This is a genomic window from bacterium, assembly GCA_022763185.1.
Classification (GTDB): Bacteria; Bdellovibrionota_G; JALEGL01; order JALEGL01; family JALEGL01; genus JALEGL01.
The window spans coordinates 1-23,421 of the sequence record JALEGL010000003.1 but is presented as its reverse complement, the minus strand read 5'-3'; the positions used below and the strand labels follow the sequence as shown (position 1 = coordinate 23,421).

Here is a 23,421-nt window from a genome sequence, read left to right as displayed (position 1 = left end):
TGTTCAGTTTATAACCACTTGTGTTTGTTTTACAAACATTCATACACAAACAACAGCACAATAAACACATATAGATATATTTCAGACCTTTTCTTAATGGCACAATGCTTGCTTTTAATTGAGCATTATCTACCAAACTAAAGAGGAGGTCACGGATGAAAATAAAAAAAGTAGTGGTTAAGGTCGCAAGCGACGCAAGAACACTATAAATACCATGCACAGTAATAGCTGTTGCAAGACTCAACAAATACCCAACAAAGCGTTATTACTGTGCATTATTTTTTTCATCTGGGGAAACCATGTATAACTATAAACTTTATCAAGATGCTTCAATGGAGCAGAACTATAATGATATTAAAATTCAAACCCCATGGATAGACATTCATGCTGAAATTGATCAAGGTTACAATGAACATGATATTTTAAAACAGCTCGCCCACTTTCCAGTGTGCTACATTTATCCAAACAACACTCAACTGTTTAAAGGCTCTTATTTAATTTCTGAAAAACCCAATCCCTATAATTTAACAAAGCAGTTGTTTAAAAAAACCATTCATTCAAATGATATTTTTGCCCTGAAAAAAAAATCTTGGGAGATTAACCTTAAAAAAACACTGAGACAATGCCATTATCACTCAAAGCATACCATGTTCTCAAGTTTACATGTGTATAGTATTGTTCGACAGTGGGTCAAAAAACATTCATCTGGTAAAAACAGTTTTAGTTACATTAATAAGTTTAACCATTTAATTAATACTGATGAAGAGTCGTATTTGCACTTGGTTAAAAAATTTTTACGCTTGAATCATTATGTCACAACAAGGTGCCATGATGCATTAAAGCCGGCACTTAATAGAAGCTTCTCAACTAAGGAGGTTATGCAAAATTATATTCACAGTAAAAATGGCCATGATAAAATTTTACTCATGGCACTTAACAGCCTTGGTAAAAATTTGGATCAACTGCCGGTTAATACTTGGACAAAACTTTCCATGGATTTACTAAAACTATCCAGTTCCTACGATGTATTTTTTCCCGCCTTTATTATGTTGCTAGAACGTTTTGAAGACACCTCTCTCAATGAGATCAACCCTATTGCTGATATTTTTTGGCAACACCCCAAAACTAAAACTGCAGGTGACTGCGTACAAAAACATCATGAAACTAATTTAAGAGAAGACCATTTTTATATAGCATGCACATTATTACGCCATATTCCCTGGATCACGTTAGAACAATGCATTGCTTGCTTTAGACTTACAGAGCTACTTGTAACCTTTATTGAACTGGATGATCAGGAAATCTATGGTGAATTTAAAAAATGCTAAACTTATTATACCTTATAAACTCTATCAAAATTTTAATAAGCCTTACCATTTCATAAAATTTAAAAGCTAAGTATAGTAAAAGTTTTTATTTTAAACTTCATGCCCATGCATGACAAAACTTGCATCTTGCGTGGCTTCTTTAGCAACTTTAGGAATCTCTATAACAAATTTAGCTCCTTTGTTTTCACCCTCAGAATAAACATTAAGCTTACCACCATGTTGCCCTTGAATAATATCTCTCACAATATACAAACCTAAACCCGTACCTTTATCTGGATCTTTGGTTGTAAAAAACGGTTGCCAGATTCTATCTAGAGCATCTTTTTTTATTCCAGTACCATTATCTGTAATCTCTATTTTAATCACTTGGCCATCTTGTTTAGCATTTAAAATTATCTTACCCGTACCATCATGCTTGCAGGCATCCATAGCATTGACAAAGAGATTAATAATGACTTCATGGAATGAAGTGTAACCTATAAACTTAAGATTTTCTTCAACATTCAATTCAATGTTTATTGCTGTACTTTTAATTTTATCTGCCAATAATTCTTTCATTAAGGTTAAGGAGTCATTTAAAGTAATTTCAATGGCTTGTTTTGAACCCAAAGCATAGGAATTCACTGAAGCGGTTAAAGAATCAATTCTATCTAATGCCCGCATCATCATCTCATTACACTGATCTAGTCGTGTCTTGATTTTATGCCTCTGCTCTTCACTCAATTCATGAATATTTTGCTCAATTCTTTGGGCTGTTTTTTCATAATATGAAATTTGGTTTTTCATGGCATGTAAACCATTTCTTATTTGATGGGCAATACCACTGGCTAGCATCCCCAGCTCAATCACTTTTTCATTTTGGGCAATCCATTGAGAACTTTTATGCTTTTCTATTTGACCAAAAACTCTGGCCAACAAAATCTCTCTTTTAAACGGCTTGGTCACATAATCATTGGCTCCATCTTTAATCAGCTCAACAACTGTATTCTCATCACTTTGCGAGCTTAATACTACAATGGGCAGGTTTTTGGTCTTGTTGTAAGCGCGTACTTTTTTTACCAACTCTTCACCCCGCATCACAGGCATAACAATATCGGTTACCAAACAATCTATAGAGTGATTTTGAATAAACTCAAAAGCCTCTTGACCATTTTCAACCATATACACATTAAATTCTTTTTCTATTGCGGCCAAAGTAATATTGGCCACCTCAGGATTGTCTTCCGCTACCAAAATGGTGAATAAATTTTCATTAAGTTTTTCGGGGGCGTGCCTAGGAAACTCAACAGTATAAGTTTCTGCATATGTGTTGGCTTCACTGCCTACAAAGTAATTTCCTGTAACTTCAACATTTTGTTTTAAAGGCAAGGCTATAACAAATTTAACACCGCCATAGTCAGAGTCTTTAACTGTTATTGTACCATTGTGATTTTCTATCATCTCTTTGACAAATGATAATCCTATTCCAGAGCCGCCATGATGTTTTAAAGAAGTCTTTGTTGTTTGATAGTAACGCTCAAAAACCATGGGTTTTTCATCATCGGGTATACCCATGCCGCTATCGTGGACTTCAATATAGCACCACGCTTGATCCATCTTTAGCTGAACCTCAATTAAGTTTTCTCTATTTTTACTGTAGTTGGTAAACTTTAGAGCATTGGACAGCAAGTTTTGCATGATTCTTTCAAACTTATTCACATCCAGAGGAATTTTAATAGATTCTTTTAGTTGATTCTTAAGGTTTAGTTGTAAATTTTTCTTGTTGGCTAAAATGGTAAAGGGCTGCATCCACTCTTTTATAGCTTTAACAGGATCAACATTCGCCCACTCCATTTTTAATGTTCCAGACTCCGCCTTTATGACATCTAAAAGATCACCAACCATGGCAAGTAGTTTGTTCAAGCTGCTCTCTGCAGCTATTACAGCCCGCCTTTGCACAGTTTCTGTGGGCAAAGTCTCACGTTTAATCTCCTCTAAAGACCCCATAGCTACAGCAATTGGTGTCTTAAAATCATGCGATATATTAGCAAAAAACTTATCCTTCATCTGCTCTAGATCTTTAAGGCGTTCAATCGCAATAGCTAAGTCTTTTGTTCTCGATTCAACTTGCTCTTCAACATGAGCATATCTAAGAGCAAATTCTTGAGCTAACATCACAGCAATACCACCTAGAAATGCAAACATTCCATATATAGATATTAGATTACTTCTAAACAACCCTGAAGTAACCATCATGTCATGAATGATTGTTGAACAAAATATAAACAAACCTATACGCAATACCTTATGTGTAACAGCCTGCTCTAACTTTCTATGCTTCCAAAAAATCCAAGGTGTCCAAACACAAAACACTATTAAAAAACCAAACCAAGCTTGAAAAACTAAAATCCCTCGATCAAAGTCAACTATGATCAGGCTTGTTACTGTACAAATACTTGTAACAATAATATTTGCCCATTTCATTAACTGGCTTTTTAAAGAAAAGTGCTCTCTAATAAATGCTATCAAAAATGCAATCGCAAAATAACCACTGATAGCGTGAATACGAAATAACGACCCTGGTTTTGGCGTTAGCATGTAAGGAGTAAAACTTGCACATACACCATAAACTCCAGTAAAAATTAAACTCATACCCGTATAAAAATAATCACGTCTTGCTGGTAATTTCTTAAATAAGATAAAATGATAGATACCTAAAACTATTAAAATAATAGCTCCAACCCATATCCCCGTTATACTCCCAAAATTCCTTATTTTTGTATGAATATGCAAGTCTTTTGAATTTCCTATATGTGGATCTAAACGATATGGTCCTATTCCAGGTCCAGCAATTTTTTGAACCTTCAAAATGATTGTTTGAAAAGGTTGATTTAAAATTGTATGGTTGGGAACGTCATATATACGATTTTTATGGTGCGTAAATCGCCCATTTGGAAAAAAAACACCTGTTTTACCAATTAAAGTTCCATTCCAGTAAGTCTCATCAATATCACCAATTGGCCCCAGAAAAAGAGCCAACTGCTTTACTTTTGGAACAACTTCACTATCGACTTGCATTCGATACCCTAAATAACCTCTATATTTATTCAAAATAGATTTATCTACAACATCCAATTTTTTCCAAACACATTCAACGTTACATTTTGTTGGATCTGAAAATGTTACTTCCCACGAATTAGTTATCTTAGTACCCGGAACTTTAAAACCATATGGAATCGTTGTTTTAAAGAGAAGTCCTACTAAAATTAATGCTAAGATTACCCCTAACCAAGGTCCCAAAAATATAGCTAATTTATACTGAATCTGAATAAGTTTATTAGAAATAGCTTTTAAAAAATTCACTGCCGCCCCTAAACAAAGATAAAATCGAATTGTATAAAAAGCATATTCAAAATCACTGACTTACTATTACATTATTTCTTTTCAAATCCAAATTATTACTTTAATTATTTAAACCTTGATTTAAGTTTAATTTGCAGCAAGAATATCCTCACTTTATATGAACTATCATCCCCATAAAGAACGAGTTATGAATACTAAAAATACGTCTAATTTTGACTCTGCTTGCGAACAATGGAAAAATCTTTTAGGGGATACTTTTGTCCATACAAATAAAGATAATATCAAAAGCTATGAAGAGACAACTTTTGAAACTGACCAATCTATTGCTGCAATCATTCAACCTGATACTCATGAAAAAGTTCGTCAATGTGTAGAAATAGCAAAAGAAAATAACGTAACCATTTACCCTGTTAGTCGTGGTAAAAATTGGGGACTGGGTTCGTTTGTACCCCCTCAATCAAATTGTACTCTTGTAGATCTTGGTAAAATGGATAAAATCATCAATTACAACGATGAATTGGGCTATATAACAGTTGAACCCGGTGTAACCTTTTCCCAAGTTTCAAAGTATCTCAAGAAAAAAAATTCTAAACGCTACCTTTCCGTTATTGGAGGTTCTCCAGATGCTAGCTTAATTGGAAATATGGTAGAGCGTGGCGATAGCAGTGGTCCATTTGGAGATCGATTACAACACTGCTGCAATATGAAAGTCGTTTTACCTACTGGAGAAACTATACATACTGGCTTTGGTCGTTATGGAGAATCAACTTCATCGAACATTCACCGATACGGCGTAGGACCTGCATTTGATGGTATTTTCACTCAATCAAACTTAGGTATTGTAACTCAAGCAACTTTTTGGCTCCCTTTAAAACCAGCGCATTTTCAAGTGGTATTATTTACTTTACAATCTGATAAAGACTTGGAAAAAGCATCAGAAACACTGCGCGATTTAATGGATGAAGGAGTTATTTCACCTTATAGTGCAGTTGTCTGGAATCGGCATAAATTTTTAGCCTGGGAAACACAATACCCTTGGGATTTAACTGGAGAAAAAACTCCTTTATCTTCATCGATTTTTGATAAAGTCAGCGGTCCATTTAAAGGAATCAATTGGTTTGGTTTAGTTGGCATCTACTCTGCTTCAAAAGCTCATGCAAAAGCTGATAAAGCTTTAATAAAGAAACGTTTAAAACCCTATTCAAAAGGATTTTTTACAATCAATAAAACCACTGCTCAAATCTGTTCAATTTTTAAAAAACCTTTAAATTGGCTAGCAAAAAAAGATATCGCATCCATTGTCGACACACTATACAATGATTCAATATTTCTTGGAAATCCAACACAGAAAAGTGTTAAAGGTATGTACTGGCGCAAAAGATTTCCTATACCTGACAACCCTCATCCTGAACGTGACAAATGTGGCGCACTATGGCTTTGTCCTACAGTTCCCTTTACTCAAAATGATCTTATGTCATCTATTAATCTTATGAGAGACTATTTGGCAAAGCATAGTTATGAGCCTATAATTGCTATGACTTTTCCATCCTCAAGATCAATTTATTTTCTACCTGTGATTGTATACGATCGTGAACAAGAGGGAGAAGATACTCGTGCAATGCGATGTCATGATGAAATGCTACAAGCTTTTATTGAAAAAAAATGCTTTCCTCACCGCTTAGGTATACAATCAATGAAAAGCTTACCTGAACCCAACGACTCTTATTTAAAATTTTTAGAAACAATTAAAAATACAATTGACCCAGCAAAAATCATGTCTCCTGGTCGATATGATTTTGATAAAAAAAGTTGATTTTATAGCTAATACCTTTCTGTTAAAACTATTTATAGTGAAAAAATAAATACTTATCACGTAGATTCTTTATCTTTTAGTGTAAACGGCACCAAATCCGCAGATGTTTTTGGGATAAGTTTTATACCAAGTTTTTTGCAGCGTCCCTGCACAGCTTCTTCAGCATACCGGCTCGTCACCAGGATTGCCATATCTTCTAGTTTATTCTGCTCAATCAGGTCTAAACCAGTCTCTTTGTAACCCAAAAGCTCATAATCGCATAAACACAACAAACCTTCTCTCTCTTGCACCAGCTTTTCAAATGCATCTGGACATCTAGCATGTTTTAACTCTATGTTATATTGCTCTGTATAGGGGCTTAAACGCTTTTCCCACACTTGATGAATTGACTCATCATCATCCAACATAATAATAGTTTTAATACCTTCCAAGTTGATCGCTGGTATAAACCAGTCTGGCGCGTCTGTTTTGGGCAGATAAAGTTGAATTTCTGTACCATTACCTTCTTCAGAATCTATTATAAAGCGCCCACCCCATTGCTCTATACTGCTTTTGGCATGATACAAGCCTAAGCCTGATCCTGAACCTTTATGGGCTTCTTTGCCAAAAGAGGCTCCTCTTTCACCCAACTTGGGCAACACATCTTTTGGAATTCCTCTGCCATTGTCTTTGACAAGAATTAAAACCTCATCAGAATCTAAGCATTCAGTAATTTGAACAACCACCTCTCCAGAACCTTCAAAGGCTTCTACACTATTATTAATCAAATTAGAAAGAACTCTTTTTAAAGTATGCTCATCTACTTTAGCAAACAAACCATAAGTTTGTTCACTATCTAAAACAATATTCACACCTTCTTTACTTCTTTGCTGATGCCTTTTCTCTGATACTATCTCTTCTATTACAGGCAACAACAATACAGATTCTAAAGTATTGTGTTCATCTATACCCTCGGTATCTTCAGTATACACTTCACTCTTGCTTACTAGATTATTGGCAATATCTTGTATCCTTTGAATAGATGCTCGCAGCAAAACCCGAGACCCCTCTGGTAAACCTGACAAATCCTTCGATACTACATTCAAGGCCGTTAACGGCGAACGGATGTCATGCGCTACTTGCTGTGCCCTTTCATACATTATTTGTGTATGCCCTTCGACTTCTCTTTGAACTTCTAAATAGTTCGTTGTAAATTTTTGAGCCACTGAAAATATTATACCAACGTTTAAAGCAAAAATACCTATTCCACTAAGCTGAAAACTTGAAAAAACAACAAAACCATACAAAGAGTCAAACCCAGCACACAAAAACATTATGACTATTGAATAAATTAAGACTCTTAAATCTTTTCTGTTGTTATTATAGTAATGCACTATAAATAAATATCCTGCGTACAAAATCGTAAATAATGCCAAGAAAAACCATACCCTATATATCCTTACAATGTGATCAACATCATTATAAAAAAAACATGCCCCTGCAATAATCAGCTGCAATTGAATAATTAACTTGTGCCAATAATTTATTTTTAAATTGAGAAATCTTACTACAAATACTAAATAAAAAATCGTGGTCAAAACTCCTGATAAAGCATGTATTTGGGGTATCAACTTCGGATTAGTGATGTGATTATTAAACCCCCATGCAGCAGAGTAAATAAAAACAGCTGAGAAAAGTGAAAAAAAGAAGTAAACCAAATTATATCGATATTCTTTTATCCGAAAATACAAATATAAATGATACAAACCTACCATAAGACTAAAAAAACAAAGAATCATTCCCAAACCAAGTGACAAAAAATTTACAATGCCAGTAGAAATTCTTAAATCTTCGTATTCGCCAAAATCAACTGGACCAGAATGAATACCTGCTGACAAGATACCACTTTTCTTAGCTCTTATTGCAACAATATTATTATTTTTCAATAAGTGCTTTGGAATTCTATACAGTCTCGGATAATGGTAATAGGATTTTGATTTACCTTCAATACTTCCATTAAATCCAATAAGTTCACCATTAAAATAAACTTCATCGATATCTCCAATTTTGCCTAATGAAATTGCTGGCTGTTTTAAAGAAGGTTTATCATTATTAAATTTAAATCTTATCCAATATATAAAAGGTTTTTTATGATTTTTTAACGCTTCACCAATTTTATAGTTTTTCCAGCTTTCATCGCTGTAGTATTCTTTTTTAAAGGTCGGATCATCACCTATAGTATATTTAACATGATATGCTTTAAAATTTATCTGCTGATTTTTTGCAATAAAAACCAAACACAAGGTTGTAAGAAAAGTTAAAAAAATCAATCTTTTTATCATGCAAGAACCTATTTACGTAATATTTACATCTAAGCCAAGACTTAAGAAACCAAGTGGTCTAAAAAAGCAAAAGTAATGCCAAAAAGCAACTTAACTAAAGTACCTATCTTAATTTGCTTTTCAACAAATTCTATAAATTAGATATATTGTAACAATGTATACAATTTGGACACATGTTCATTTTTTGGACAGGTTTTTTAATCGGTTCTTTTAACTTTCTTTTTATCAGAAATTCTTTTTCTGATTTTTTCTTTATTAAGAATAATATGACCATACAGCAAATGACTAAATGATCGATAGCGTGGAAGAATATCCTTTTTTGCAATCCAACGAACAGCCTCAGCTAAAAAAGAGTTTTCTGTTTTGAGTTCTTCTATATCTAAACCCTTTTCTAAATTAACTAAAAACTTTTTTCTACCTGTACTTTTATAAAAAACAGCCGCTTCTTGCAACATTGCATCAACAGCTTCAATTTTGTACTCCTCTTGAGCAAAGTCTAGATTAAAGACATAAAGCATATTTAAAACACCCACAATATTCAAACCACTTTCACCATATTCAAGCGCAGATAAGCCTACAAGTTGATTTTTCTTGTATGCAACAACAAACTCTCTTCCTCGAAGCAAATCATTTTTACGCCATATTTTAGCAGTTTTTTCTAACTTTAAATTTTCGCTATTTAGACAACAAGCCCGTTTTTCTAATTCTGAAATATAAATTTCGATAAAACGAATAATTCTTTTTTGATCATAACTATTTGCAATTCTGCAAATAATATCATTATTTTTTTCTTGACCAATACCAGTTGAAACCTCAACTGTTGTATAGTGTTTAAGTTCGTTATGATCTTTATATCTATAATCCTCTACAAAATCGTAATAACTGCGTTGGTTCCACGGCTTATTTGCTTCAGTAAAACTAACTAAAAACTCACCCCCTTCAGCAAGCAAGACATCTGTGGTTAAAGCATAAATATCTCTGGCTACCAACTTTGATACTTTAGGGTCAATAGATAAATGGTGAATACACCAGGTATCCTGATAAATTCTATCCATCTGGATATGTCCAACAATTTGCCCTTCTTTTTTGATCATGGCTCTTTTAGACCATTTAGTACCTGTTTTAGATAGTTTTTCCCAAGTACGCTTAGTCAAGTTTAGAATATGAGTATATGTTTTATTGTTTTTATTAATATTTAAATGTCCACTTCTTGCAAACAAATCCCAAATTTTTTTGTGGTCGCTTTTGCTTTGATAATCAAAGGTCATTTGTGGGTACCGGGACTCTAAAATAAAATTATGCCATTTTGTTGTGTTGGCATCATCTATGGGTTTAAAACGAAAGCCAACCGCATAACACTGCTTGTCTTCTATCCACTTTGAGCCTCTCACTTCAGCATGGCCCTCAATAACATCACCATTCTCAAGCTTTAGCTGAACATTTTGTATTTTATAGCCAATGGGTAAAAACAGTTCTCCATTATCAGCATCTAAAATACTCAGGCCATGTTCTGAAATATCATAAATCTCTCCTTTGTACGCTTGCGCAAAAAATGGCGTATTGATTTCCACTTGCAAACCTACCTTGAACTGTTTAGGAAGAATCCTTTCTGTTTCTCTGCGCAACATCCGGGCAATGCTCTTGGGCAGTTTTACTTTGACCATGGAATCATCCATTTGCAAAATCTGACCTTCAAAACTATGATAGGTCTGAAATAAGTGAAAGCTAAAATTAGATTTACCCGGCGACATTTGCCCATAGCTGTTTTCTAAAAACTCAAATGTCATGCTGTGCTCATCTTGATTATACTGATGCGGAATTAAAACACTTTGCCCAGAAACTTGTTTAGCATTAACCAAAGCACTGGCAGCTTTAAAGGCTAAGTCTGAAAAGATATTTTGAATGGTTTCTGCATTTTCAACCAAATCCCAATCCGCTTCGTTATCTTTAAAAGATAAGCTTTTTTCTTCAGAAAAATCTACCAACTGAAGGCCATAAATATAACCCCCTTTGTCATTTCTATAGTTTTTAATGGCCGTTTTAAATACCTGATCGTGATATTCAAGCATCAATTCATTTTGATAGAGCCTTACTTTTTTCAACAATTCAGGCTTGGCTAGCATAGAGAATCCGCCCAGAGAACGATCAATAATTTTGGCCAGCTCAGTCTCTGGGCCAATTAAAATCTTTCCCTGCACATTTTTTTGCAGTTTTATCCTTGGGTAATTTCTAGAATCTGATTTAACAAGTTTTATCACAATAAAAGTGCTTTATTCTAGCATAATTTTTATATAATTTGTGAACGAATCTCAAATCCAACAAAAAATTTTAATTGCTAAAAATACTTGTTTCAATTGTCATTTAGCGCCATCATGCATTTATTGTTTACTGTTGCATTTCAAACATTGATTTTTTGGAGGTTTTCTCATGCATTACACCTATACATTACTTAAACACTTCATCTTGGCTTGTTCATGCCTTTGCCTGATTACTGACGCTGGATATGCAACCGGCCTGTCCAAATCCGTTAATGTGGGTCCAAAAGCCATTGGTATGGGGGGTGCTTTTGTGGGTATTGCTGACGATGCAACCGCTGTTTATCACAACCCTGCTGGGATAACTCAACTAGAAGGACATCATGTTTTTATTGGTGCAGACTCGCTTATCAGCAATTTAGAGTTTACCCCCGAAGGTGAGAGCACTGAAACCGCCGAAAGAGAATTTTTGCCTGTGCCTGCATTTTCATTTGTCAGTAGTATTGCTAAACCCTTGTATGTTGGGGTTGGGGTGTTTTTTCCGCATGGTAACGGCGGTCAATACCCGTCTGACTCTGCAGTACCCACCCATCCAAATGAAGGTAGGATCTATTCCATGGAAATTATTCCTACGCTTGCTTACAAAACTAATTTTGGTTTAAGCGTAGGCGCCGGATTCCGTATTGTGAGAATACAAAATCAACTTAAAGGTCAGCTGGTAGACCTAGACCCAGACAATCCCGGCACTGTTCTTGACACCATTGAAGACCTTGACGTTAGCGGATGGGCGCTGGGAGCGAGTTTTGGTTTATTTTACAAACCTGTTCAATATGTGTCTTTTGGTGCCAATCTGCGCACTGTTGTTGAAAGAGGCATAGATGGAAGCATCCAAACTGCAAGCGGCGGACCTATAGAAGCCCAAACCACCAGCACCAACAACGATGTTACTTTGAGCCAAACCCTTCCCATGACCTTAAATGCTGGTTTTGGTTTTTACCCTACCGATAAATTAACCTTTGGCTTGGCCTATCAGTTTGAAAAAAATGACGCCATTGAAGAATTCACCGTGGACATCAATGACGGAGCATTGAGCCAGACATTGCCACAAAACTGGGAAAATACACACACCATCCATGTTGGTGCCGATTACAAAGCAACCGATGCCTTGTCTGTTAGAGCCGGCTATGCCAAAGATTTCAATGAAGCCATTCCTGACGAGGTCATAAACCGCGTAGTTGCAGATATTGCCTCACATGAAGTATCGGCTGGTGCTGCATATCAATTTAAAGACCTTAATATTGGTTTAACCTGGAATGCCCGTTTTGGTGCGCGCGACACCACAGCTGGCGGCATCAACCCTCTTGATGGCAACTACAAAGGCTTCATTCAATCCGTCTCTCTTGGCCTAGGTTACAAACTATAAATTAACCTGTGGAGTTGTGTGAATGCCTAAACTGCGGATTTTAGCTCTAAACAGTTTAAGCCCTCAACACGGCTCCACAGTAAGATTTAATCTTATTGTTCAGTACCTCAAACCACATTTTTCCAAAATTATCACGCCAAAATCTCTGAAGAAAGCGCATCAAACTCTTTTTCATTTTGTTTGGCAGAGCTTAAGTGCTGGCTATGATATTTTGTTTGTGCAAAAATTCAACCCCATCACCTTGGCCTGCATGCTCATTGCTCGCATCAGACAAAAGTATGTTTGGGTGGATTGGGATGACCTAGACCATGACATGCAAAAGTCTGAATTTTTTGAATACATGGTCAGGTTATCAGAAAAATGGGGTCCCAAGTTAGCCCATATTGTTACATCACACAGCCAATCCATTCTTGATTATGCTCCCCATAAAAAAACATATTTTTTACCTCAGACCATTGATGATACCTTGCTGCAGTGGCAGCATAAAGCTAAAGACGAGCCATGCTTTATCAAGCATTGTTACCATATCAACCCTGATGCCAAGTTAATTGGCTACATGTGTACCTTCACGCATGGAGGCATGCTGGACTTACCCAATATTTTGGATGTGTGGCAACACATCCATATCAATGACAAAAATGTTTATTTTATACTTTTGGCCGGTGGCCCCTTTGAAGGCCTTGCCAAACATCTGATTAGTACACGTGGATTGTCTGAACATGTTGTTGTTACTGGTTTTTTGCAAAAAGATGATGTTAAACGTTGGTTAAAACAATTGGACTTGGCGCATATTTACCTTTCACCCCGTCCCGCCAATTATGCAAGAGTGTCCTTAAAACTCTGTGAGTATCTTGCTCTGGGTATACCCACTTTGGGTCAATGCATTGGCGAGTCAAATATCCAACTTGGAGAATGGATCATGCTGAGTCACAAAGAAGACATGGCAAAAAAAAGTCTCATGTACCTTAAGGACCCTTCATTAAGTACAAAACATTTACAGTTTTCTTGGCCTAGTACACAACAAAGTGTCGCAAAATTAGCAGAACACTTAAAAAACACGTATAGCATTAGCCATGGCTGATTTTTCTTCAGATTCAAAATCACAAACAAAAAAAACTGTTGCCATTTTTGGCGCTGGTATGGCAGGACTGGCTGCTGCAAGTGAACTGGCAAAAAAAGGCTATCACGTTGATGTTTATGAAAAAAACCCTCATATTGCAGGCCTAGCGGCCACGTTTAAAGATGAAGATGGCTTCATGTATGACAATGGCCCGCGTTTTATTTTTTCAAGCTTGGCCAAGAAAATAGGCATTTTAGATCAATGTTTTAAAGTGAAGTACTATGAACATTTGTATGTAAAAAATCGTTTTTACGAATTTCCTTTTGGTTTTATTAAAAACCCTTTGTATTGTATTTCCGCTGGCTCAGCCATGATCCTAAGAAACTTTAAGCCCAGCGCAAAAAACTTGCAGCAATATTTGTATCAATACTACGGTAAATATTTTTCTAAATCTGTCTTGCAACCCTTGATTGAAAAATGGGCGGGTATGCCCGCTTACGACATGTCACTTGATTTTGCCTCCAGGCTTTTACCTACCAATATAAAATATATCTTACATCAAATCATGCGCAAAGTAAGAAAAGGTATTACCAAAGACTATTTTAGAGAAGATCGTTATATTGTTTATCCAAAAAAAACCAATGCGCTTATTTTTGAAACTTTAGCCAATACACCGGGCGTTCATGTTCATCTTAACCATACATTAGAAGATTTGGATATTGATGATAAAACAATTACCTCTGCCACTGTGAACAGTAAAAAAATAGTGGCGGATGCTTATCTAAGCACTATTCCTATTCATCATTTAGCAGAACACCTTAAAAAAAATGCTATTACAACTGATTGGGACAAATTACACTACAGAGGCATTGTTATATTATTCATTAAGCTGCAACAAAAAAAAGTGCTAGACGGCCTCTGGTCATGGTTTCCAGAAGAAAAATATTCTTTTTACAGGGTCAGTGAGTTTAAAAATGCCTTAGCCCACATGGCACCCAAAGACAAAACTCTTATTGCTGTTGAGTTTGCTTGTCAGGAAACAGATGCTATTTTTAAGATGAGCAAAGAAGAGCTTTTAGAAGAGTGCTTTACTGATTTGCAAAAAATTTATGGCCTAGACCGTGATAAAATTATCAGCCTATCTCTCAATAGAAGTCCGCAAGCCTATCCTGTGCTCAGTCAAAAAAATAAACAGGTCTTTTCTGATATTCATCACCACACCCCGGTAAGTAATCTTTTTATTGCGGGCAGAACAGGAACCTTTCAGTACAGAATGCTCGAACGCACGCATGAGAGTGCTTTAGAAGCAAGTAAGCACATAGAGAACTATTTAGAAGAAAAAAATGTTCATACGCTTGAAACGAGTCAACAAAGCTATGATCAATACGGCAGACCCAACATCATTCCTGAATAGGCCAGCACTGCAAGTTTAGAGTGTGTGAATCAATACACACACACCATGAAAACTTCGTTCGGTGATTATTTGTCCATGCTGTTTCATTGTATCCATCAACAGGTGTTTATGCTTTAAACTTTCATAATACAAGACCGTATACATTCTTTGATAGCCCTCTGCCTTAAGTTTTTGTATGAAGGCATACCTTTGGTCTTCATTGTTGATAAAGTTTGCTAAAGGGAGAACCGTGTTTTTAAGTTGGAGATTTTTCTGAGCTTGGTAATAATATATCCCCCAGCGACAGCATTCTGGAATAAACATAACTTTTTGAACACCTTGACTGTTCAAATCATCTTTTTTTATAAAATGCATGGCTGAATCAAAATCTTGATAGTTTTGACGTGGAAGACTCTTATAGGCATCGTATACAAACAGCCCAACAAGCAGTGCAAACATAGCGTATTTAATCTTTTGCTTGGGTATCAAGCCCAGTACAATCGAGAAAATCAATATGATACTGGGTAAGAGTGCAATATAATAGCGCTCATTTCCTGACACCTTCCATGCGATGAGCCCTGCAACATAAACTATAAAAACCATGACTGCATTGATTCCCAGCAAAGGATAAACCATAGATAAATTTGGTTTTTCTTGTTCAAAAAATTGCTTTTTAACTAAAAAAATCAGGCCTGTTGCCAACACCCCCCAGGCCAAAAGGTCTTGGTATAATACAAGATTACTGAACACTTCTATACTGCTTCTATTTTCTAAACCAATCCACCAGTGATTGCCCTTCGCAATGGTGGGATCAAACAAAAGAAACATAGGTATGGATGCAAATACATAAAACATGCACGGGTAGACCAAAGCAGTCAATTTTTTTTGCCAAGTATTTTTGTAGGAATACATCAAAAATATCAGCACTTGTGCAAAAACAAAGAAGTACGAAAAATAATGCACATTCAATAAACACATGTTGACCAAAACATGCGACATGGTGAAGCCATAGTTTTTATTTTTAATGGCCAATAGAAACTGACCTGTTGATATGACTGCTAAAAACTGGACCAAAGCATATGGCGTTACATCGTAACCGTATCGGATGGATAGAGGAGAAAAACATAACAAACTGGCCGTAAAAAGCGTTATCATTTTATCCCCCAATAATTTATGGCTGTATCTGGCTATCAATGGAATACTGGCTGCAGAAAAAAATGCAGAGAAACAGCGCATGGATACCTGACTCCAACTGAATATATTTTTCCATATATACAAGGCAATGTATAAGCCAAAAGGTTGATCATGTGCTGTGGTTTCATAAACCTTTCTCATTTCATACCAATGGTTAACCCCAACTATCCACACGTGTTGCCCTTCATCGGCCCAAATACTAGGGTCTATGGACATAAAAAACCGAATCAAGAAGCCCAGGAGACCAATAAATGCAACGACAATAACAAACAACCTTTGTGTCATGGTTTAAAACTTACTCTATTATGATTGGAATGCAAAACCTCTAAAACATATTTTTAAACAATATTGTTTTTCATTAAATGATATTGGACGAATATGTTAAAAAGAGCGTAGAAATCATGCCTGAGGAAAAAGCTAAATCCACCATTGAACTTTCTATTATTATTCCGAGCTACAAACGCACCCATCTATTAGAAAAGCTTTTACAGCAAATCATTAGCATCAGCTCGGATCAAAACCAGTATAAACCTAATTTTGAAGTCATTGTTGTGGATGATGGCTCTCCCAATATAGTTGAAAAAGAAACCATGTTGCAACAGTTTAGCTTTAATTTTCCCTTTACTTTTTTAAAACAAAAAAACTCAGGGCCGGCTACCGCAAGAAATCATGGCTTAAGACATGCCCAAGGTCGTTATATTGCTTTTTTAGATGACGATGCTCTACCACAGGACAACTGGCTGGAAGAAATTCTTAAACCTTTACTAAACAACAATGCCGATGGTGTTGCCGGCCTCACCCTAGCAGTTTCTCCCAAAAGCATCAGTGAACGTTATTTAAACCATGTCCAACATCTCCATGCGCACCACTTTTCCGAAGATGGTAGCTTGTCTTATATATGCACCGCCAACTGTGCATTTAAAAAATCAGCTCTAGATGACATCAATGGTTTTAATGAAGAATTTCGCTTTCCTGCTGGAGACGATATGGATTTAGGCTTTCGATTGCGCCAAAAAGGGTACCGCTTCTTTTATAACGAAGACGCTTTAGTCCTTCACCATCATAGACAGAGCTTATACTTATTGTTCAAACTTTTTTTTATTTCAGGGCGTGGCGCCTACCGATGCGCAAAAATCCATGAACACTACAATACGGAACACGTGACCAGCAAAACCATTTTTGAACCGAAAAAAGTATTCTTAACCCTGTGGTCCATCATTAAAAAGTGCTTTAAAGACTTCTCCAACAAAAACCTATCCTTACTTGATAAAATGATATTTCCATTTTTAGAAGTTTTAACCCATACCTTTTACCAATTGGGTCGATGGTATGAGAAAATCTTTGCAAAAAAACCATTGAATCATTGAAGCATAATTTCTACAATTGTATAGTTTGCACACCTTGATTAAAAAACAACATATGGAGCTGCTTTACTTTTTAAGCCTTAAGAACCTTAAAAGCAAATACAAAGAGTCGTACTTTGGCATGCTTTGGATGCTTTTGGTTCCTTTTGTAACCATGGCAACCTTTTATGTTATTTTTCAATTTTTCATGCCCATGAACATTCCTCACTACCCACTCTATCTTATCAGTGGTCTGGTTCCATGGTTCTTTATTTCCTTTTCAGTCAATGAGGGTGTTTATGTTATGGCCAACAATGCCAACCTGATTAAAAAAATTGCTTTTCCTAGAGTACTGTTACCTTTATCTGTGACCAGCACGCATGCATTAAGTTATACTATTTCTCTATTGATTCTTATCATTTTTGGACTCGCTTTGGGATATCCCTTGGCTGCACACAAGTTACTCCTTATTCCTTTGTTACTAATTTTTCAAATCACCTTCTGTGCTTGCATCAGTATTATTTTAGGCTACCTGTTTGCTTATTATCGTGACATAGGTCCCATTGCTGAACTTGGCGTTTTTATATTATTTTATGCAACACCCATTTTTTACACTCTGGATTCTATGCCTAAAAAACTGCAACTGTTGGCTTTTCTTAATCCTGCCATCATTTACATTGATTTACATCGTTTTATTTTTTTACCTGACCTCTCTTTTGATCAGAAAAAAATGCTTATCCTTGTTGTATGGACAAGCATCATGCTTATTCTAGCTAAATTTGTCCATAAAACCAAAAACCCTCTGATTGCGGACTATGTAAAATAATGCCTTCTCCTGTTGTAACTATACATAACTTAAGTAAGCGCTTCTCCATTTCAAGCACTAGCTATTCATTGGTTTTAGACATGATCAAGTCTATTTTTTTTAAGCAACCTTCAGTGGATCACGTGGTTTTAGATAACATTTCTTTTGAAGTAAATAAGGGTGAGACTTTTGCTATTATCGGTAAAAATGGTTCTGGAAAAAGTACTCTGCTTAAAATAATCACAGGTGTTACCCAAGCCAACTCCGGCACAGTTGAAACCAAAGGTAAAATAATTAGTCTATTGGAAGTGGGCGCTGGTTTTAGTCCCTTGCTATCGGGAAGAGAAAATATTTATTTAAATGCAGCACTTAATGGATTAACACGTACTCAAACTGAAACTATCATTGAAGATATTATTTCTTATTCCGGCATTGAAGATAGCATAGATCAAGCTTTATATCAGTACTCTAGCGGTATGGCCGTCCGTTTGGGTTTTGCCATTGCTGTTCATTGCCATCCTGAAATATTAGTCATTGATGAAGCTTTGGCTGTTGGTGATATTACGTTTCAAGCGCAATGTATTGACACAATTGTAAAACTTAAAGAACAGGGCTGCACTATTTTATTTGTTTCGCATGATTTATCTTTGGTCAGTGGTTTATGTGACCGTGCAATTCTTATCAATGATAGTCAAATTTTAGCCAATGGCCCAGCTTCCTCTGTTGTTGCTCACTACATCCAGCTCTGTGGAGATGACAGATCAAACTATGCCATAACAATGGACAATCTAAAATTGTACTTCAATGCCGGCAACGTAAGTATTATTCATCACAATGCAATCTTAACAAAAGTATTTGGTATCTACACCTCTATTTATGCCTACAAAACCTGGCATGATTCTGATCAGTGTCTTTGGGAGTTACATCAGCAAACACACAATCAAATGGTTCTTAAAGGTAAAATGCGCCGTTTGCCCATAAAACAAACTTGGACAATCACGGTCATTGATGAAAACACTTTTAATGTTAAAGTTGAGCTTGATTTTGAAAAAAATTGTCGCTGGAGTGAAATTCAACTCAGTTGCATGCTATCTCCAGATTTTACCAACTGGTTGGTGGGCCAAGAAACCGGAACATTTGCTCAAAAGCAAGAATCTTGGGATAATTGGCTACTTCTGAGCTCATTAGAACATGGAACATCAAATACAGTCTCAGCAATCCATAAAGAAACTCAACAATCCATCACTATACATAAAAAAGACGGGCTTCCAACTCAAGCTTCTGCTCTAATCACTTCAAAAGAGCTCAATAGCTCAGTATTACAGTTTTTACATTTCAATCAAGAGACAGATAAATGCAATCAAACTTTGCTTTTTTTTGATGGCAGCATAAAAATCCACCCCCATGAACACTAGATTTTCTCAATATAGCCTTCGCCCATATATGCAAAAGATTTAAAAAGCTGTACAAAAGTTTTAACAACAAATTTTTTAGTATAGTATGTACAAATGCTTTCAAAATTAGATAAAAAGTCTCCCAGTCGCAAAACTTCAAACTTAATTTCAATGGATGTCAGTCCTGATGAAAAAGACCCTCAGTCTGCCTTAGCTCGTGCCTTAAAACTAGCTCATACAGATAACAAGGCCCCAACTCCTAAACTCAAACAAACGCCTCACAGAACCATTACTAAGAGAGGTGTGATGTGGCTGGGGCAAACCTGTAACCTTCGTTGTCATTTTTGTTACTTTCTTGATCGTATTGAAATTAGAACACACCCTGAACACCCCTTCATGAGTTTGGAAAAAGCTAAAAAAATAGCTGACACCATGGTCAATTTGTATGGCAATAATGCCATTGATATTCAAGGTGGGGAGCCTACCATTTGGAAAGATATTTTGCCCTTTGTCACCTACTGCCAGTCTATTGGACTTTATCCAACGCTGATTACCAATGCTTTGGTTTTAGAGAAAAAGGAAAAATGCCAAGCTTATAAGGATGCGGGACTAAGAGACTTTTTGGTCAGTGTGCACGGCATTGGCGATGTGCATGATAGAGTGGTCCAAATGCCTGGCGCTCATGAAAAACAAATGCGGGCTTTAAAAAACTTACAAGAAGTGGGAATACCTTTTAGATTTAATTGCGTATTGTCAAAACCTGTGATCAATCAACTACCCCAGATTGCTGAATTGGCCGTTAAAACAGGCGCTAGTGTTGTTAACTTCTTGGCTTTTAATCCCTTTGAAGACCAAGCCAAAGATGGCAAACGCTCAGCTTACAATGTACCCAAATATTCTGATATCATGCCCAAATTAAACCAAGCTTTGGATATATTGGATGAAAACAAGGTTGAAGCCAATGTCCGCTATTACCCATTATGCATGACCGAACGTAGACATTTAAAGTCCATGTACAATTTTCAGCAACTTCCGTATGACCATCACGAATGGGACTATGCCTCATGGAACTGGACCGGTTTGCAACCACAAAGAATGAAAGGCGGCAATACTTCTGAGCCTTTCCACTTGGGAAGTGAAAGAATTGTATCTAAAAATGTAGACTTGGCTGCAAAGGTAGCTGCAATTCCAGTTATCGGTGCACTTGCGCAAAAAGCCTATCGAGTACTGACCTATTTTACACAGAACCTGAAGTCTAAAGAAGATGCCTATAGAAACAATGCAAAGGTAAGAGCTGAGTTACATTGTGGCTACCAATACAGTACAAAATGTAATGATTGCTCTGTGAAAGCCATTTGTGACGGTTTTCATGGTGACTATGCGGATTTGTTTGGTACAGATGAAGCCAATGCTATTTTACTTGATCATCAAGTCACTGATCCAACCACCTTTATTGCTGAACAACAAAAGTGGGTTGAGCAAGAAGATGAAGCTTGGGCTTTACCCAACAATTAAACCTATCTTCATTAAGTAAAATATCATGTCTGCTCGATTTGAAATACGGCTTGATGATTTTTTAGCGACTCCTGATTTCTCAATGATTCGTTGGGATAAGGCGCTTTTTAGTTTTCTAAAAAAGTACCCTATTCGTTATATTGATCTTAATGTTGATCAATGCAATGAAGGTATTTTAGAAAAATTAGAGCCTTTCTTTGTCAGTGCTGAGCATTTAAACATTACGTGCACACTGTATACCAGTGTGGATAATGCATTAAACCATGCAAACAGTATTTCAAAATTTCATCGTTTTGTAGCTATAATTAACAATCAAAAAGATCTCAACACTGCAATCAATGCTCAAGATTACAAAAAAAATATTGATCGCATCATTTTAAATCTCAGCACTGAGCTATTAGACCCAAACTTACCACAATTAGAACAATCTAAAGCCTATATCCATATCACATCAACCCATACTCATCCTCTACCTGATCTTAAAAACTTAAAAAACATTGCTTTTCATCTACACAATAATCAAAATGCAGCTCTGTGTAATAATTTATACCAAGCACGCTGGCCCTATCAAAATAATTCATCTGACACTAAGCTTGCACAATATTTTTTACGTCATATCAATCAATCTCAGTTTAAGCTTCTTAGGTATGTCAAAACATCAAAAACGCGTGTAAATAAATTAAAACAAAAAGACTTTTTTAAGTTTTTAACCCACTTTTTTGAAAGAGTTTGCCGATGGTTTTTATTTACACCAAGGCGAATAAAAGTCTTACGAAAAATAGAGCCTCAGCAACATTACCAAAATCATAGATACCCCTTGGTTCAGAACAATTATAATGTTGCTTTAAAAATCCTCTCTGAACAATCTAGGCTTAAAAAAATATCTTCATCTCAATATAAAATACAAAATTGTTATTTTGATAAAATGAATGGTTCTATAGAGTGGCGGAGTATTTTTTTTAATTTCAAAAGAAGTACTGTTCTTACAAACACCAACACTCCATCATTAATTAAAGCTCAGTTTTCTGGAACTGCAAGGCTCATTGGTTTTTATGTTCATGAACAACAGTATATTGTTTGCCAAGCTGAAAAAGAGACCCATGAGATATCACTCTATATTGATAAACATGGCAACTATACATTGCTAAGAGACAATAAAATCATAGCCCCACTATTTTCTAAACAATTTCACACTCCCGCTAGAATCAGCTCTCAAAATACCATAGGTTTAGCTGCTAAAGCTGTTCTAGGTTCATTAATTACTCAACAAATCAGATATTGGGATGAAAGCAATATAATGAGTAAGACTCAAGACATTGATTACTCCGTTGTAGTGGTATGCACTCGTTTTTCTCGTCGGCTAGAACAGTTATTAAAAAGCATTTGTACACAAAATTATGCAACTGAGAAACTACAAATTCTTGTATGCTATGTTCCCGGTCTTGATGGAACCGACGACCTAATTGACTCCATACAACTGGCATATCCCAAAGTATCGATTGTTCGTTTACCCTTTCACACATCAAAACAACATCATAAAGGGTTTATGATTAATTCTGCGTCGCAATACATACAGGGCAAAAAAGTGTTATTAACCGATGCCGATATAGTCATGCCCCCTGACCTTTTTAAAATTTTGGATGAAAAATACAGTCAGCATGGTTTTGTGGGTGCCTATGCCAGGAAAATGCTCTCACCAGAAACGACTGCAAAAATTCTCTTGGCTGAACTCAACCCTCAGCGCGATTACAAAAGTATTATTGAAAGTGATTCTGGTGAATTGCGTATTGATGAAGCCAAAGGCAGACCCGTTGGTTTTTTTCAGTTGGTTAAGACCGACTACTTGCATAAGGTTCCGTATCAAGATTTACCTAATTTTGAAGGAGCTGATGCTTTTTTTGCTGAAGATATCAGCAAGCGTTGCGAAAAACCAACCATCGCCAAAGAAATCACACTATTACATTTAGACCATGGCGGCAGTCAATGGTATGGCACCAAACGCCATATGTAATGAAACTCAATTCAGAGCTATTAAAAAACAGCCTTATGGCAAAGCCCAACGAAGCTTTAGCGAAGCAGAGTGGTGCCCAGAGACACCGAGTGTACAAAGCACACGTGAAAATGCGACCAAGGGAGCCTTTGAACCATGTGCTTGTAACGAGGCGAACCGCAGGTTCGATTCCGACTACCCACATTTTGAGTAAAAAATAAAATCTAAATTGTACTGAAATTCTT

General features: G+C 36.1%; 14 protein-coding genes. 10 read left to right on the top strand and 4 right to left on the bottom strand.

The window, feature by feature from the left end; genetic code table 11:
• Positions 1–299 precede the first annotated feature (299 nt).
• Entirely contained in the window at positions 300–1,328 is a 1,029-nt protein-coding gene (locus MRY82_00455; GenBank protein MCI5071400.1) for a hypothetical protein, read from the top strand.
• A 90-nt stretch (positions 1,329–1,418) separates the two neighbouring features.
• Here the strand turns inward: MRY82_00455 and MRY82_00450 are convergent, their stop codons facing one another.
• Positions 1,419–4,670, bottom strand: a complete 3,252-nt coding sequence (locus MRY82_00450) for an ATP-binding protein (protein MCI5071399.1) — start codon at positions 4,668–4,670, stop codon at positions 1,419–1,421.
• 187 nt (positions 4,671–4,857) lie between these two features.
• Between MRY82_00450 and MRY82_00445 the strand changes: the two genes are divergently transcribed.
• Positions 4,858–6,483 carry an FAD-binding oxidoreductase gene (locus MRY82_00445; protein ID MCI5071398.1) on the top strand — a complete coding sequence of 542 codons (1,626 nt, stop codon included), beginning with the start codon at positions 4,858–4,860 and terminating at the stop codon, positions 6,481–6,483.
• A gap of 56 nt (positions 6,484–6,539) precedes the next feature.
• Here MRY82_00445 and MRY82_00440 read toward each other — a convergent pair whose 3' ends face one another.
• On the bottom strand, positions 6,540–8,759 hold the full coding sequence (locus MRY82_00440) for a sensor histidine kinase (protein ID MCI5071397.1): 2,220 nt from the start codon (positions 8,757–8,759) through the stop codon (positions 6,540–6,542).
• A 242-nt stretch (positions 8,760–9,001) separates the two neighbouring features.
• Positions 9,002–11,062: a PilZ domain-containing protein gene (locus MRY82_00435; protein ID MCI5071396.1), complete on the bottom strand. Its 2,061-nt coding sequence runs from the start codon at positions 11,060–11,062 to the stop codon at positions 9,002–9,004.
• 169 nt (positions 11,063–11,231) lie between these two features.
• Between MRY82_00435 and MRY82_00430 the strand changes: the two genes are divergently transcribed.
• The 3 genes from MRY82_00430 to MRY82_00420 are packed head-to-tail and all read left to right on the top strand — an operon-like array spanning position 11,232 to position 14,956.
• Complete coding sequence (locus MRY82_00430; GenBank protein MCI5071395.1) at positions 11,232–12,482, top strand: outer membrane protein transport protein; 1,251 nt, start codon at positions 11,232–11,234, stop codon at positions 12,480–12,482.
• A 22-nt stretch (positions 12,483–12,504) separates the two neighbouring features.
• On the top strand, positions 12,505–13,563 hold the full coding sequence (locus MRY82_00425) for a glycosyltransferase (GenBank protein MCI5071394.1): 1,059 nt from the start codon (positions 12,505–12,507) through the stop codon (positions 13,561–13,563).
• Positions 13,556–14,956, top strand: coding sequence for an FAD-dependent oxidoreductase (locus tag MRY82_00420; GenBank protein MCI5071393.1), 1,401 nt, complete (start codon positions 13,556–13,558; stop codon positions 14,954–14,956). Before MRY82_00425 ends, MRY82_00420 begins: the two co-directional genes overlap by 8 nt.
• Positions 14,957–14,971: 15 nt before the next feature.
• Here MRY82_00420 and MRY82_00415 read toward each other — a convergent pair whose 3' ends face one another.
• Positions 14,972–16,414, bottom strand: coding sequence for a glycosyltransferase family 39 protein (locus MRY82_00415; GenBank protein MCI5071392.1), 1,443 nt, complete (start codon positions 16,412–16,414; stop codon positions 14,972–14,974).
• Positions 16,415–16,530: 116 nt separating this feature from the next.
• Between MRY82_00415 and MRY82_00410 the strand changes: the two genes are divergently transcribed.
• From MRY82_00410 to MRY82_00390, 5 genes are all read left to right on the top strand, one after another.
• A complete protein-coding gene (locus MRY82_00410; protein MCI5071391.1) occupies positions 16,531–17,496 on the top strand; it encodes a glycosyltransferase in 966 nt (321 codons plus the stop codon).
• Between the two features lie 34 nt (positions 17,497–17,530).
• Positions 17,531–18,298: an ABC transporter permease gene (locus MRY82_00405; protein MCI5071390.1), complete on the top strand. Its 768-nt coding sequence runs from the start codon at positions 17,531–17,533 to the stop codon at positions 18,296–18,298.
• Positions 18,298–19,692 carry an ABC transporter ATP-binding protein gene (locus MRY82_00400; protein ID MCI5071389.1) on the top strand — a complete coding sequence of 465 codons (1,395 nt, stop codon included), beginning with the start codon at positions 18,298–18,300 and terminating at the stop codon, positions 19,690–19,692. The genes MRY82_00405 and MRY82_00400 overlap by 1 nt, the downstream gene beginning before the upstream one ends.
• A 93-nt stretch (positions 19,693–19,785) precedes the next feature.
• Positions 19,786–21,186, top strand: coding sequence for a radical SAM protein (locus tag MRY82_00395; protein MCI5071388.1), 1,401 nt, complete (start codon positions 19,786–19,788; stop codon positions 21,184–21,186).
• 25 nt (positions 21,187–21,211) lie between these two features.
• Positions 21,212–23,197, top strand: coding sequence for a glycosyltransferase family 2 protein (locus tag MRY82_00390; GenBank protein ID MCI5071387.1), 1,986 nt, complete (start codon positions 21,212–21,214; stop codon positions 23,195–23,197).
• Positions 23,198–23,421: the final 224 nt, after the last annotated feature.

Bases quoted from the DNA above. Each gene is read 5' to 3' on its own strand.
- MRY82_00420 (MCI5071393.1), top strand. From the start codon at position 13,556: ATGGCTGATTTTTCTTCAGATTCAAAATCACAAACAAAAAAAACTGTT.
- MRY82_00425 (MCI5071394.1), top strand. From the start codon at position 12,505: ATGCCTAAACTGCGGATTTTAGCTCTAAACAGTTTAAGCCCTCAACAC.
- MRY82_00455 (MCI5071400.1), top strand. From the start codon at position 300: ATGTATAACTATAAACTTTATCAAGATGCTTCAATGGAGCAGAACTAT.
- MRY82_00430 (MCI5071395.1), top strand. From the start codon at position 11,232: ATGCATTACACCTATACATTACTTAAACACTTCATCTTGGCTTGTTCA.
- MRY82_00400 (MCI5071389.1), top strand. From the start codon at position 18,298: ATGCCTTCTCCTGTTGTAACTATACATAACTTAAGTAAGCGCTTCTCC.
- MRY82_00445 (MCI5071398.1), top strand. From the start codon at position 4,858: ATGAATACTAAAAATACGTCTAATTTTGACTCTGCTTGCGAACAATGG.
- MRY82_00415 (MCI5071392.1), bottom strand. From the start codon at position 16,414: ATGACACAAAGGTTGTTTGTTATTGTCGTTGCATTTATTGGTCTCCTG.
- MRY82_00395 (MCI5071388.1), top strand. From the start codon at position 19,786: ATGCTTTCAAAATTAGATAAAAAGTCTCCCAGTCGCAAAACTTCAAAC.
- MRY82_00390 (MCI5071387.1), top strand. From the start codon at position 21,212: ATGTCTGCTCGATTTGAAATACGGCTTGATGATTTTTTAGCGACTCCT.
- MRY82_00410 (MCI5071391.1), top strand. From the start codon at position 16,531: ATGCCTGAGGAAAAAGCTAAATCCACCATTGAACTTTCTATTATTATT.